The sequence below is a fragment of the Amycolatopsis sp. NPDC049252 genome, from assembly GCF_043197175.1.
In the GTDB taxonomy this organism is placed as follows: Bacteria; Actinomycetota; Actinomycetes; order Mycobacteriales; family Pseudonocardiaceae; genus Amycolatopsis.
The window spans coordinates 1-13,135 of the sequence record NZ_JBICSQ010000144.1; the positions used below are offsets into that span (position 1 = coordinate 1).

Genomic DNA, 13,135 nt, shown 5'->3' on the forward strand with positions numbered 1-13,135 from the left:
AACGCCCGGTCCCATTCCGAACCCGGAAGCTAAGCTTGACAGCGCCGATGGTACTGCAACCGAAGGGTTGTGGGAGAGTAGGACACCGCCGAACTCATCTTCCGTACGGCCCGTTAGGATAGCCAGTTGGCTGCCCTAGCGGGCCGTACGCGTATGTCCAGACCAAGATTTTCCACGGCAGGAGGCCAGGTGTCCGAGTTCGGTCGACGAGACTCAGCAGACGATGGGTCCGGCCGGTCGGCACGCCGGGACGAAGGCTCCCGGAGCCGGTCGGACGCACCCCGGGGGAACCCCCAGCGCGGTGCCCGGCAGGACCGAGGCGGCCGCGACGGTGGCTACCAAGGCCGGCCTCGCCGTGACGACCAGGGTGTCCGCGGCGGCGGCAAGCCGTTCCGCGGCGGCGACGGTCCTCGCGACCGCGACCAGCGCGGAGGTTACGCAGGTCAGAGCCGTGACACCAGCCGTGACACCAGCCGTAGCTTCGGTGACCGCGACGACCGTCGCGGCGACTCCCGAGGCGGCCGGCCCAGCGGTGGCGGCCGGTCCTCCGGCGCGCCCGCGCGCTCGGGTGGCGGCCGGTTCGACGACCGTGGCGGCAACCGCTCCGGTGGGCGTTACGAGAACTCGGACAGCCGGTCGAGCCGTGGGTCGGACGACCGCGGTGGCCGGCCGAGCGGCGGCCGCCCCCAGGGCAAGTCGTCGTTCGGCGACCGCAAGCCGCGCTGGGAAGACCGCGGCGGCTCCGGTCCCCGGTCGGACGACCGTGGTCGTGGCGGTTACGAGCGTCGCGACAACGACCGCGGAACCGGCTCGGGCGAGCGGAGCAGTTACCCGCGTCGTGACGACGACCGTGGCTCGCGTACCGGCGGTTTCCGTCCGGACGACCGCGGCAAGAGCAGCTATAACCGTCGCGACGACGACCGCGCCCCCCGCTCCGACGACCGGGGTCGTGGCAGCTACGAGCGCCGTGACGACAACCGGGGCTCCCGCAGCGGTGGCTCCGACGAGCGTAGCCGTGGCAGCTACGACAACCGCGGCTCCCGCTCCGGTGGGACCGACAACCGTGGCTCCCGTACTGGCGGGTCCGACGATCGCAGCCGTGGCAGCTATGACCGCGGCCCGCGTACCGGTGGCTTCCGCTCGGACGACCGGGGCACCCGGAGCAGCAGCGGCCCCCGGTCCGACGACCGCGGTGCGCGTACCGGCGGCGGTGGTTTCCGTTCGGACGACCGCGGCAAGAGCAGCTACAACCGTCGCGACGACGATCGTGGCCCCCGCTCCGACGATCGCGGCAAGGGCAGTTACGAGCGCCGTGACGACAACCGCGGCGGTTCCGACTCGCGGGGTGACCGTGGCGGCTACCAGCGCCGGGACGACGACCGTCGCCCCACCGGCTCGCGGGATTCCGGTGGTTACCAGCGTCGCGATGACAACCGCGGTGGCCCGCGCGACTCGGGCAGCCGTGAAGAGCGCACCGGCAGCAAGCCGTTCGATCGTTCGCGGGACGACCGGCGGCCCGCGGGTGACCGCAGGGACCGTCCGGAGCGCAAGGACAGCGTCCACCGCAACCCGCGGCCGTACGCCAACACCCCGCTCGACGACGAGGCCCTGGCCAGGGAGCTCCTGGAAGCGCCGGAGCTGCCCGAGGACATCGAATTCTCGGACCTCGACGAAGAGGTCCGCCGCGAGCTGAGGACGCTGCCGAAGGGGCTGGCCGAGACCGTCGGGAAGCACCTCGTCGCGGCCGGCGGCCTGATGGACAGCGACCCCGAGGCCGCGCTCGAGCACGCCAAGTACGCCAAGGCCAAGGCCTCGCGCGTGCCGATCGTGCGGGAGGCGCTCGGCCTGGTCGCCTACCACTCCGGCAACTGGTCGGAGGCGCTGTCGGAGCTGCGCGCCGTCCGCCGGATGACCCGCAGCGACGAGCACATCGCCATCATCGCCGACGCCGAGCGCGCGTTGGGCCGGCCCGAGCGGGCCTTGGACCTCTCGAAGGAGGTCGACACGGCGAAGCTGGCGAAGGCGACGCAGGTCGAGCTGGCGATCGTCGCGGCCGGGGCGCGCCGGGACCTCGGGCAGATCGACGCCGCGGTCGTGTCGCTGCAGGGCGCCGACCTCAAGGCCGAGAAGCGGGATCCGTGGAGCGCTCGGCTGTTCTACGCCTACGCCGACAACCTGGTCGCGGCCGGGCGCAAGGACGAGGCCATCCGCTGGTTCCTCAACTCGGCGGACGCCGACGCCGAAGACGAGACGGACGCCGCCGAGCGGGCCGCGGAACTCTCGAACGAGGGGAACGAACCGGCCAAGGCAGCCGAGCCCGCCAAGGCGCCCGCGCCAGCTAAGACGACGGAGCCGACCAAGGCGGCCGAGCCGACCGACTCGGCCGACGTGGCCGAGATGGCTGCGCCGGTCGAGGGTACGGATGCGGCCGAGTCGGCCGAGTCGGCCGAGGCGGTCGAGCCCGCCGACGCGGTTGCGCCCGCCAAGGCAGGCGAATCGCCGTCTCCGGCCAAGGCGACGGAGTCGGGCGACACGGGCAAGGTGACCGAGTCCACCCAGGCGACCGACGCGGCTGAGCTCGCGGAGGCGGGCGAGGCGGCTGAGACCACCACGGCGACCGAGCAGGCTCCGGCCAAGGACGTCAAGCCCGGCAGCTCCGACGAGTCGGATGACTGACTCCCTGCTGGCGGCCTACGACGCCGTCCTTTTCGACCTCGACGGCACCGTCTACCACGGCACCCAGGTGATCCCGGGCGCACCGGAGACGGTCAAGGCCGCTCGTGACCACGGCACCCCGGTGCGGTTCGTCACGAACAACGCGTCCAAGGCTCCGGCCGAGGTGGTCGAGCACCTCGTCGGTCTCGGCATGCCCGCCGACACCGGCGAGGTGCACACCAGCGCCCAGGCGGCCGTCACGCTGCTTCGGGAACGGCTTGAGCCGGGGGCCGAGGTGCTCGTCGTGGGCACCGAGTCGCTTGCGGCCGAGGTGGCTCAGGCCGGCCTGAAGCCCGTCCGGGAGAACGCCGAGAGCGTCCAGGCCGTCGTGCAGGGCCACTCGCCCGACAACACCTGGGCCGCGCTCGCGGAGGCGTGCCTGGCCATCCGGGCGGGTGCGCTGTGGGTGGCCTGCAACGTCGACGCGACGCTGCCCAGCGAGCGGGGCCTGCTGCCGGGCAACGGGTCGATGGTCGCCGCGCTGCGGACCGCCACCGACGTCGAGCCGCTGGTGGCCGGGAAGCCGGAGCCGCTGCTGTTCGAGACCGCCGCGAAGTCGGCCGGTGCCGAGCATCCACTCGTGGTCGGCGACCGGCTCGACACCGACATCGCCGGTGCGGTCGCCGCGGGTATCGACTCGCTCGTCGTGCTCTCCGGGGTCGCGACGCCGGAGCAGCTGGTCAAGGCCATCCCGGCCGAGCGCGGTACCTACCTCGCGGCCGACCTCACCGCGCTCACGTCCACTCTCGAAGAACTGAAGATCGGGCCGCGGCCGGGCTGGACGGCCGAGGCCGGGGACGACGCCGTCGTCGTGACCGGCGAAGGTGACGACCTGGACCTGCTCCGGGCCCTGTGCCATGCGGCGTGGGAGTCCGGCGTCATCACCGTGAAAGCCGACGGTGAAGCGGCGAAGGCCGCGCTGGCGCGGCTCGGCCTGGCCTGACTGCTACCGTTCTTGACGTGCAGGATCACCCGTACCCCGTCCCGGGCCCGCCGCCCGGTTCGTTCTCCGAGCAGACCGACCCGCGGGCCGGTATCGACGAGGCCGTCGTCGGCCTGGACGACCTGGACGCGCTTCCGCTCACCGAGCACGTCGAGCGCTTCGACGCCGTGCACACCGAGCTGACCGTGGCCCTGTCCAGCATCGACAAGGTCTGACCAGGTGCCCAAGCGGGCCCGCCTCGACGCGGAACTGGTCCGGCGCGGCCTCGCCCGCTCCCGGGAACAAGCCTCGGCCCTCATCACCGGCGGCAAGGTCACCGTGCGGGGCATGGTCGCGTCCAAGCCCGCCACCGGCGTCGAGACGGACGCGCCCATCGTCGTGAAGGACGAGGACGACCCCGGCTGGGCCTCGCGCGGCGCGCACAAGCTGCTCGGCGCGCTCGAGGCGTTCACCCCGCTCGGGCTGGACGTCGAAGGCAAGCGCTGCCTCGACGCCGGCGCGTCCACCGGCGGGTTCACCGACGTGCTCCTCCGCAACGGCGCCGCGACCGTGGTCGCGGCCGACGTCGGCCGCGGCCTGCTCGACTGGCGCATCCGCACCGACGAGCGGGTGGTGGTGCTCGACCGCACCAACGTCCGCAACCTCACCCCGGACGACCTCGGCGGGCCGGTCGACCTCGTGGTCGGTGACCTTTCGTTCATCTCGCTCAAGCTCGTGCTGCCCGCGCTCGTCGAGTGCGTGCGCGAGGGTGCCGATCTGGTGCCGATGGTGAAGCCCCAGTTCGAAGTCGGCAAGGACAGGCTGGGTAGCGGGGGTGTCGTGCGCGACCCGGAGCTGCGTGCCGAGTCGGTGCTGGCTGTGCTCGACGAGGCCGCGAAACTGGGGCTTGCGCTGCGCGGGGTCACCGCCAGCCCGCTGCCCGGGCCGTCGGGGAACGTCGAGTACTTCGTGTGGCTCACCAAAGAACACGTGGCCGAGTCCACTGTGGACGCGGTAGACAGGTCTGAGGCCGAGCGGCTCGTCCGAACCGCCGTCGAGGAAGGGCCCGCATGACCACCGAACGTGAAGTTCTCCTCATGGTGCACCCGGATCGCGACGCGACCGGGGAAGCCGCGCGCGAGGTTTCCGCGCGCTTCGCCAAGGCCGGGATCCGGATCCGGGTGATCGAGGACGACGTCTGCGCGCTGATCAACCCCGACGAGCACGGCGTCGGCGCGAGCTGCACCGTCGTGGACCCGGACGACAACCCCGCCGCCGGGGTCGAGCTGGTGTTCGTCCTGGGCGGTGACGGCACGCTGCTGCGCGCGGCCGAGATCGCCCGTCCGGCCGGGGTGCCGGTGCTCGGCGTGAACCTCGGGCGGGTCGGGTTCCTCGCCGAGGCCGACTCGGACGCGCTGGCCGACACCGTGCAGCGGGTCGTCGACGGCGACTACCAGGTCGAAGAGCGGATGACGATCGACGTCACCGTCACCCACGGCGGCACCGAGCTCAGCCGGACGTGGGCGCTGAACGAAGCGAGCGTCGAGAAGAGCACGCGCGAGCGGGTGCTGGACGCGCTGATCGAGGTCGACGGCCGCCCGGTTTCGGCGTTCGGCTGCGACGGTGTGCTGTGCGCCACACCGACCGGTTCGACGGCGTACGCGTTTTCGGCGGGCGGCCCGATCATCTGGCCGGATGTGCAGGCGCTGCTGGTGGTGCCGAGCAACGCGCACGCGATGTTCGCGCGGCCGCTGGTCGTCTCCCGTGACTCGGTGATCACCGTCGGGATCGACCCGGACGGCTCGTCCGCCGTCCTGACCTGCGACGGGACCCGCAGCCACGACCTGCCGCCGGGCGCGCGGGTGCGGGTCACCTGCGGCAGCACGCCGGTGCGGCTGGTCCGGCTGTGGGACGGCCCGTTCACCGACCGCCTGGTGCAGAAGTTCGCGTTGCCGGTGAAGAGCTGGCGCGAGCGCCACGCCCGCCCGAACGAATAGGGGCGCGAACGGTCCGCTCGGCGCGAAATTCGAACATATCGGCGACTCGCGGGGCTCCGGGTGCGTGGTTCGTCGGTGGTGGCCGCTACGGTAGGCGGCGTGCTGGCCGAGATGCGCATCCAGGGCCTCGGAGTCATCGAGGACGCCCTGCTGGAACTGCACGCGGGCTTCACCGTCGTCACCGGTGAGACGGGTGCCGGGAAGACCATGGTCGTCACCGGGCTGCACCTGCTCTCCGGTGGCCGGGCCGAGGTCTCCAAGGTGCGAACGGGGATGCTCAAGGCGTTCGTGGAAGGAAGATTCACCTATTCGGGTGTCGAAGGCGCCGAGCGGATCGTCACCGACTCCGGTGCCGACGTCGACGAGGACGGCAGCGTCATCGCGCTGCGCGCGATCGCCGTCGACGGGCGGTCCCGGGCCCACCTCGGTGGCCGGTCGGTGCCGGTCGGTGTGCTCGCGGAGCTGTCCGAACAGCTGATCGCGGTGCACGGGCAGAACGACCAGCTGCGGCTGCTGCGCCCGTCCGAGCAGCGTGCGGTGATCGACCGCTTCGCCGGTGACGCCGTCACCAAACCGCTGCGCGCCTACCAGGAGATCCGCTCCGAGTGGCTGGCGGTGATCGCCGAGCTGACCGAGCGTTCGACGCGGTCGCGCGAGATGGCCCAGCAGGCGGACCTGCTCAAGCACGGGCTCACCGAGATCGACGCCGTCCAGCCGGAACCGGGCGAGGACGTCGAGCTCACCGCGCAGATCAAGCGGCTCGCGGCGGTCGACGAGCTGCGCGCGGCCGCGACCGAGGCGCACGTCGCGGTGTCGGGCTCGGCGGAAGGCGACCCGGACGCGCCGGGCGCGATGGGCCTGGTTTCCGAAGCCCTGCGGCGGTTGTCGACGTCGGAGGACGCCGTGCTGCGCGAACTGGCGCCGCGGCTGGAAGAGGCGTCGGTGCTGCTGGCCGACGTCGGGGCCGAGCTGGGCGGGTACGTCGAGACGCTGGACGCCGACCCGGCGCTGCTGGAGAAGGTGCTGGCCCGCCAGGGCGACCTCAAGCGGCTGACCCGCAAGTACGCCGCGGACGTCGACGGCGTGCTCGCCTGGGCCGACGACGCCCGGCGCCGCCTCGAGACCATGGACACCTCGGAAGAGGCGCTGGCCGAGCTGGCGCTGCGGCGCGACCAGCTCGCGATCCAGCTGGCCGCGCACGCCGTCGAGGTGTCGGCGGCGCGCGAGAAGGCGGCGGCCGAGCTGGCCGCGGAGATCACCCGGGAGCTGTCCGGCCTGGCGATGGGCCAGGCCGCGATCGAGGTCACGGTCGAGCAGCGCCCGGCCGAGCACGGCGACACGCACGCGCTCGCGATCGACGGCCACGCGGTGCACGCGGGCTCGGACGGCATCGACGACGTCGAGCTGCTGCTGCGGGCGCACGACGGCGCGCCGCCGCTGCCGGTGCACAAGGCCGCGTCCGGCGGTGAGCTCTCGCGGGTGATGCTGGCGATCGAGGTCGTCCTCGCGCACGCCGACACGGTGCAGACGCTGGTGTTCGACGAGGTTGACGCCGGGGTCGGCGGCCGCGCGGCGATCGAGATCGGCCGCCGGCTGGCGCGGCTCGCGCGGACCCACCAGGTCCTGGTGGTCACGCACCTGCCGCAGGTCGCGGCGTTCGCCGACCAGCACCTGGTGGTCGACAAGGGCCACAAGGGCGGGGTGACGCGCAGTGGCGTGAAGAACCTCGCGCAGACCGAGCGGGTCAGCGAGCTGGCCCGGATGCTCGCCGGCATGGACAACGAAACCGGCCGCGCGCACGCCGAGGAGCTGCTGGCCACGGCGGAGAAGGACAAGGCCGAGTTCGAGCCGAAACGCAAGCGGACCAAGAAGAAGTAACCGTGGGCCGCCGGCTGAGCAAGTGGGCGGTCGGCTTGCGGTGCGCGGGTAGGTCAGGTCTCGGTCGCCGTTGGTGGAGCTGATCGCGCGCGAGGAGCTACTGGCCGCCGCGGCGACGGACAAGGCCGAGTTCGAGCCGAAATACAAGCGGGCCAAGAAGAAGGAACTGCGGTTCGCCGGTGAGGCGGAGACTGGGCGCCGCCGGGTCGCTGGAACGGCGGGCGGAGGCCAAGTAGCTGCCGGGCTGCGGCGGGGCGAAGGCCGGACACTGTTTGGGGGCGGCGGGGCTGGTGCCGCCGGGCCGGTGTTGCGGTGGGCTCGAAGGTCGGACCCCGTTGGGGCGCTGGGTGGGGGCTGGGTGCCGCCGGGCCGGTGGCGCGGCGAGCTAAGGCCGGACGCTGCTCGAACGGTGGGTGGAGGCTGGGTGCCGCCGGGTCGGTGGCGAGCCGGGCGTCGACAGGCACTGCTGCGGCAAAGCGAAGGCCGGGCACTGCTCGAACGGTGGGTGCAGGCTCGGTGCCGCCGGGGCAGTGACGAGCCCGGCGCCGGCAGGTCAGCACCGCGGCGGAGCGAAGGCCGGGAACCGCCGAAGTCAGCGGCCGTCCAGGTCCGTGTTGATGGCGCGGAACACCTCGGCGAGCACCCGCGCCTGCTCGCGGCTCACGTGGTCCGCGAAGTAGCGCTCCACCCCCCGGACGTGCGTGGGCCACGCGTTCTCCAGCGCCGCCAGGCCCTCCGGCGTCAGCACCACCAGCGTGGCGCGGCGGTTCGCCGGATCCATCTCGCGCCGGGCGTAACCGTCGCGCTCGAGGCCGTCGACCAGGCGGGTCAAGCCGCTCGCGCTGTGTACCAGTGCGTCGGCGAGATCCTTCATGTGCAGCCGCTGGTCGGGGGCTTCCGAGAGCTGGACCAGCGCGTCGTACGTGCGGTGCGACATCCCGTGCGTGGCGCGCAGGTCCGCGTCCAGCACCCGCAGCAGCAGGGCCGACGAGCGCAGGAAGCCGCGCCACGCCGCGTCGTGTTCTCGGGACAGGGTCACCCCGGGAATAGTACTCGTGCGGACAGTTGTTGTGCGGACTGTTCGCTTGCGAAGAAAGGACCCACGATGCGCGCAGTCGTACTCCGTGAACCCGGCCCGGTCGAGAACCTCGAACTGAAGGACCTTCCGCTGCCCGAGGCGAAACCGGGCTGGGTCCGGATCGCCGTCAGGGCGTTCGGCCTCAACCGCTCCGAGCTGCACACCCGCCTCGGCCTGGCCGACGGCGTCACGTTCCCGCGGGTGCCCGGCATCGAGGCCGTCGGGGTGGTCGACGCCGCGCCGGACGGCGACTTCGAGCCGGGGCAGCAGGTCGCCACGATGATGGGCGGGATGGGCCGCACCTTCGACGGCGGTTATGCCGAGTACACGCTCGTGCCGCGCGAGCAGGTTGTCCCGTTCCGCTCGGACCTGCCGTGGGAGGTGCTCGGCCAGGTCCCGGAGACGCTGCAGACCGCGTACGGCTCCCTCACCACCGGCCTGGACCTGAAGCAGGGCCAGACGCTGCTGATCCGCGGCGGGACGTCCGCGCTCGGCTTCGCCACCGCGACGCTCGCCCGCGACCTCGGCGCCACCGTCTTCGCGACGACGCGGCAGCCGGACCGCCTGGACACCCTCGCCGAGCACGGCGTCGAGCACCCGCTCCTGGACGACGGGGACGTCGCCGCGAAGGTCCGCGAGATCGTGCCGGACGGTGTCGACGCGGCCCTCGAACTGGTCGGGACGCCGACCCTGCCGGACACCCTCGCGGCCACCCGCGTGCACGGCACGGTGTGCTTCACGGGCATGCTCTCGAACCAGTGGATCATTCCGAACTTCTATCCCATCGGATTCCTCCCTTCCGGCGTGCGCCTGACCGCTTATGGTGGTGAGGCGGACGACCTGCCCGCATCGGTTCTCCAGCGGTACCTCGACCGGATCGCCGCCGGCGGCGTCAGCCTCGGCCCGGCCCGGGTGTACCCGATGGAGGCGATCCGGCAGGCGCACGACGACCTGGAGCACAACCGGACGGCGGGCAAGCTCGTCGTGCTGACCCGCCGAGCGGAGGGAGCCGCCCGTTGATCCTGCCGCCACCCGACGACGTCGAAGCGCAGCTGGCCGCCGCCCGCCGGGAGGGTGACCTCGACGCCTACCTCGGCCTGCTCGCCGGGGAGGAACTGTTCGTCCCGATCCGGCGGGCCGACGCCGAGAGCATCCTCGAGGACCGCGCCGAGACGTTCCCGAACGTCTACCACGAGACCGGCGGCGACGAGTTCCTGCAGGTCTTCACCCGCGGCGCGCTGCCCGACCTCGGCTCGGACGTCGTCTTCATGAGCGGGGCCCTGGACTGGGCGGTCGACGGCGTCGGGCGCCACGAGCGGGTCGTGTTCAACCGCGGCACCCGCGGCGAGTGGCGGCTGCCGGGCGCGACGCTGCAGCCGTGGCTGGACGCGCACCCCGACGACGTCACGCCGCTCGAAGAGCAGGTCGAACGGCTGATCACCGCGCCGTACGGGCACCTCGAAGGGCCGATCGCGCACGCGCTGGCCTGCGGCGCGCACCTGGCCGTGCTGAACGCGGCGCCGTGGAACCTGCTCGACGCCCGCTACCACGACTACGTGGCCGAGGTCCGCGGCCTGCGGGACTGGTGGGGGGTGGCCGATCCGCCGGCCTGGCGGGCCACGATGGCCGACCTCATCGGCGACGGGTACGCGCTCACGCCCGGCAACCTGGTGCTGATGCTGCGCCTGCGGTTCGCCGCGGAGTACGGGCCGCGCAACGGCGAGTTCGACCCGCTGACCTGGGCCGAGGTGGTGAGCCGGTGGTGCGCGGAGAACGACGCCGAGGACCAGGCCGACGAGCTGCGCGACACCGTGCGCCGCGTGTCGCGCTACGAGCAGCGCTTCCGCGCCGACGGCCTGCTCGACGCCGAAGGCTTCGTCACGACGGCGTTGTCCTGGGACGTCGGCCGCGCCGTCAACATCGCGCGCTGGGGGCTGGCCGCCGGTTACTGTGACGCGCTGACCGCCGAGCTGATGGTCCTGGAGGCCGGTTCGCTGGCGCGTCGCTACCACCAGTCATGGGCCGACCTGTCGGCGGGCTACCTCATGGGCCGGGTGCTGCACAGCCGGGACGAGGAGTTCGGCGAGTGGTACCCCGCCGCCGTGCGGGTCCACCACCAGCTCCTTCAGGACCCGGGCAGCCCCTGGGTGAACCTCGATTTCGGGTCTCTTTCGGAGGAGTCCGACGCTTGAGGCGCGGCGTGGCTCACCACAACGAGTCACCTCTGCTACGGCGTGGCGTGCGCAGTCCCACGAGCAAATTTGTCACCATCGGCCACATGAAGCTCACCGGTCTGCTCACGCGGAACTCCGAACCCCTGCCGGGCATCACCGGGGTCGCCAGGGTCGACCGCCGCACCCGGGAGCTGCTGCGCCGGATCAGTCCGGGCGACATCGTCGTGCTCGACCAGCTGGATCTCGACCGCGCGACGGCCGACGCGCTGGTCGACGCCGAGGTCGCCGGCGTGGTCAACGCGTCACCGTCGATCTCCGGCCGGTTCCCCAACCTGGGCCCCGAGATCCTCATCGCCGCCGGCGTCCCGCTGGTCGACTCGGTCGGCGGTGAGCTGCTGCGCTCGATCAAGGACGGCACCAAGCTGCGCCTGCACGAGGGGGTCGTGTACGTCGGCGAGCGGCAGGTCGCCTCCGGCATCGAGCAGACCGCCGACAGCGTCGCGGACCAGATGATCGAGGCCAAGGCCGGGATGTCGACGCAGCTGGAGGCGTTCTCGGCGAACACGATCGAGTTCCTCCGCCGCGAGCGCACCCTGATCCTCGACGGCGTCGGCGTGCCGGAGCTGAAGGTGCAGCTGCGCGACCGGCACGTGCTGGTCGTCGCGGGCGGCAACGGGCACGCCGAGGACCTCAAGAAGCTCAAGAAGTACATCGCCGAGCACCGGCCGGTGCTGATCGGCGTCGACGCGGGCGCCGACACCCTGCGCGCGCAGGGCCACCTGCCGCACGTCATGGTCGGCGACCCCACCGGCATCGGCACCGCCACCCTGCGCAGCGGCGGCGAGGTCGTGGTGCCCGCCCAGCCCGACGGGCACGCGCCCGGTGTCGAGCGGATCCAGGACCTCGGCATCGGCGCGGTGACGTTCCCCGCGTCCGGCAACGCCGAAGACCTCGCGCTGCTGCTGGCCGACGCGCACGGCGCGAGCCTGGTGGTCACGGTCGGCTTCCAGGCCACCCTGCGCGAGTTCCTCGACCACGGCCGGTCCGGGTCCAACCCGTCGACGTTCCTGACCCGGCTGAAGCTCGGCACGAAGCTCGTCGACGGGAAGGCGGTGGCGACGCTGCACCGCAGCCGGGTGTCGATCGGCGCGGTCGTCCTGCTCGTGCTCGCCGCGGTCGTGGTCGTCGCCGCGGCCCTGCTGGTGTCCGACGTCGGCTCGGTCTACCTGGACTGGCTCCGGCACACCTGGAATACGTTCGCTGCCTGGGTCAAGGGATTGTTCACGTGATTTCGCTGCGCTACCACGTAGTTTCCATCGCCGCCTGCTTCCTGGCGCTCGCCGTCGGCGTCGTGCTCGGTTCGACCGCGCTGAACGGCACGCTGCTTTCCGGGCTGGCGGGGGAGAAGAAGGACCTGGGCAGCCAGGTCTCCGACCTCGAGGCGCAGCGCAACGCGCTCACCGCCCGGCTCGCCGACGCGGACGCGTTCGCCGGCGCCATGGGGCCGAAGGTCGTCGCCGGGGTGCTGGACAAGCGGTCGGTGGTGCTCGTGACCACCGAGGACGCGCGCCCGGCCGACCGGGACGCGCTCAAGCAGCTGATCGGCCAGTCCGGCGCGACCGTGACCGGCGAGGTGCAGCTGACGGCCGCGTTCGCCGATCCCGACAAGGCCGACCAGCTCCGCGACGTCGTCACGCGGCTGCAGCCCGCCGGGTCGAAGTTCCCGACCGCGGGTGACACCGGCACGCTCGCCGGCGCCCTGCTCGGTTCGGTGTTGTTGCTGGACAAGACTTCCGCCAAGCCGCAGTCCTCGGGTGAGGAGCTGGCCGCGGCGCTGGGCGGGCTCACCGACGGCGGATTCGTGAAGGCGGGCCCCGACGTCAAGCCGGCGCAGCTGGCCGTGGTGCTCACCGGCGCGCAGGCGACCGGCGACGGCGCGGGCGACCGGGCGGCCACGATCGCGCGGTTCGCCACGCAGCTCGACCGCACCGGCGCGGGCACGGTGCTCGCGGGGGACGCCGGTTCCGCCGACGGCACCGGCGCCCTCGGGGTCGTCCGCGCCGACACGTCGTCGACGTCGATCCTGTCCACTGTGGACAACGTGGACACCTCCGCCGGGCGGGTGAGCACCGTGCTGGCGCTGAAGGAACAGCTCGACGGCGCCGCCGGCCGCTACGGCATCGCCGGCAACGCCCAGGCTCCCGCGCCGGGCGTCGCCAGCCAGTCCGGGAACTGACGCGCCGAGCAAATCCGTGAAGGCCACCTTGAGGGACTCAGAGTCCCTCAAGGTGGCTCGGAGTCATGGGGTCGTTGCAACACCACCTCGATGAAAGGTGGAATTGCAGATGGTGCGAGAGCATCGCTGGCTACC

The 13,135-nt window shown here is 72.4% G+C and carries 11 protein-coding genes and 1 rRNA gene; 11 read left to right on the forward strand and 1 reads right to left on the reverse strand.

The window, feature by feature from the left end; genetic code table 11:
- From rrf to recN, 7 genes are all read left to right on the forward strand, one after another.
- Nucleotides 1-94 (forward strand): 5S ribosomal RNA (gene rrf / locus ACGFMK_RS47605); the annotation flags it as partial.
- Between the two features lie 95 nt (nt 95-189).
- Nucleotides 190-2,676 carry a hypothetical protein gene (locus ACGFMK_RS47610; RefSeq protein ID WP_392778261.1) on the forward strand — a complete coding sequence of 829 codons (2,487 nt, stop codon included), beginning with the start codon at nt 190-192 and terminating at the stop codon, nt 2,674-2,676.
- Nucleotides 2,669-3,658 carry an HAD-IIA family hydrolase gene (locus tag ACGFMK_RS47615; RefSeq protein WP_392778264.1) on the forward strand — a complete coding sequence of 330 codons (990 nt, stop codon included), beginning with the start codon at nt 2,669-2,671 and terminating at the stop codon, nt 3,656-3,658. The genes ACGFMK_RS47610 and ACGFMK_RS47615 overlap by 8 nt, the downstream gene beginning before the upstream one ends.
- A gap of 17 nt (nt 3,659-3,675) precedes the next feature.
- Nucleotides 3,676-3,873, forward strand: coding sequence for a hypothetical protein (locus tag ACGFMK_RS47620; RefSeq protein ID WP_392778267.1), 198 nt, complete (start codon nt 3,676-3,678; stop codon nt 3,871-3,873).
- Nucleotides 3,874-3,877: 4 nt separating this feature from the next.
- Nucleotides 3,878-4,711 carry a TlyA family RNA methyltransferase gene (locus ACGFMK_RS47625; protein ID WP_392778269.1) on the forward strand — a complete coding sequence of 278 codons (834 nt, stop codon included), beginning with the start codon at nt 3,878-3,880 and terminating at the stop codon, nt 4,709-4,711.
- Nucleotides 4,708-5,634 (forward strand): NAD kinase, encoded by a 927-nt coding sequence (locus ACGFMK_RS47630; RefSeq protein WP_392778272.1) that lies wholly within the window; start codon nt 4,708-4,710, stop codon nt 5,632-5,634. The genes ACGFMK_RS47625 and ACGFMK_RS47630 overlap by 4 nt, the downstream gene beginning before the upstream one ends.
- Before the next feature lie 99 nt (nt 5,635-5,733).
- Nucleotides 5,734-7,512 (forward strand): DNA repair protein RecN, encoded by a 1,779-nt coding sequence (gene recN / locus ACGFMK_RS47635; RefSeq protein WP_392778290.1) that lies wholly within the window; start codon nt 5,734-5,736, stop codon nt 7,510-7,512.
- Nucleotides 7,513-8,104: 592 nt separating this feature from the next.
- Here recN and ACGFMK_RS47640 read toward each other — a convergent pair.
- On the reverse strand, nt 8,105-8,551 hold the full coding sequence (locus ACGFMK_RS47640) for a MarR family winged helix-turn-helix transcriptional regulator (protein WP_392778275.1): 447 nt from the start codon (nt 8,549-8,551) through the stop codon (nt 8,105-8,107).
- Nucleotides 8,552-8,617: 66 nt separating this feature from the next.
- Here ACGFMK_RS47640 and ACGFMK_RS47645 point away from each other — a divergent pair, with 66 nt between their 5' ends.
- The 4 genes from ACGFMK_RS47645 to ACGFMK_RS47660 all read left to right on the forward strand — a co-directional run bounded on the left by ACGFMK_RS47645 (nt 8,618) and on the right by ACGFMK_RS47660 (nt 13,000).
- Nucleotides 8,618-9,610 carry a zinc-binding alcohol dehydrogenase family protein gene (locus ACGFMK_RS47645; protein WP_392778278.1) on the forward strand — a complete coding sequence of 331 codons (993 nt, stop codon included), beginning with the start codon at nt 8,618-8,620 and terminating at the stop codon, nt 9,608-9,610.
- The gene (locus ACGFMK_RS47650; protein WP_392778281.1) at nt 9,607-10,782 is read left to right on the forward strand and encodes a DUF1266 domain-containing protein; all 1,176 of its coding nucleotides are present in this window, start codon (nt 9,607-9,609) and stop codon (nt 10,780-10,782) included. Before ACGFMK_RS47645 ends, ACGFMK_RS47650 begins: the two co-directional genes overlap by 4 nt.
- 86 nt (nt 10,783-10,868) lie before the next feature.
- Entirely contained in the window at nt 10,869-12,053 is a 1,185-nt protein-coding gene (steA, locus tag ACGFMK_RS47655) for a putative cytokinetic ring protein SteA (protein ID WP_392778284.1), read from the forward strand.
- On the forward strand, nt 12,050-13,000 hold the full coding sequence (locus tag ACGFMK_RS47660; protein WP_392778287.1) for a copper transporter: 951 nt from the start codon (nt 12,050-12,052) through the stop codon (nt 12,998-13,000). The genes steA and ACGFMK_RS47660 overlap by 4 nt, the downstream gene beginning before the upstream one ends.
- The last annotated feature ends 135 nt before the right edge of the window (nt 13,001-13,135 follow it).

Excerpts from the sequence above, each read along its gene's own strand:
- ACGFMK_RS47615 (WP_392778264.1), top strand. The coding sequence starts at position 2,669 with ATGACTGACTCCCTGCTGGCGGCCTACGACGCCGTCCTTTTCGACCTC.
- ACGFMK_RS47630 (WP_392778272.1), top strand. The coding sequence starts at position 4,708 with ATGACCACCGAACGTGAAGTTCTCCTCATGGTGCACCCGGATCGCGAC.
- ACGFMK_RS47645 (WP_392778278.1), top strand. The coding sequence starts at position 8,618 with ATGCGCGCAGTCGTACTCCGTGAACCCGGCCCGGTCGAGAACCTCGAA.
- steA (WP_392778284.1), top strand. The coding sequence starts at position 10,869 with ATGAAGCTCACCGGTCTGCTCACGCGGAACTCCGAACCCCTGCCGGGC.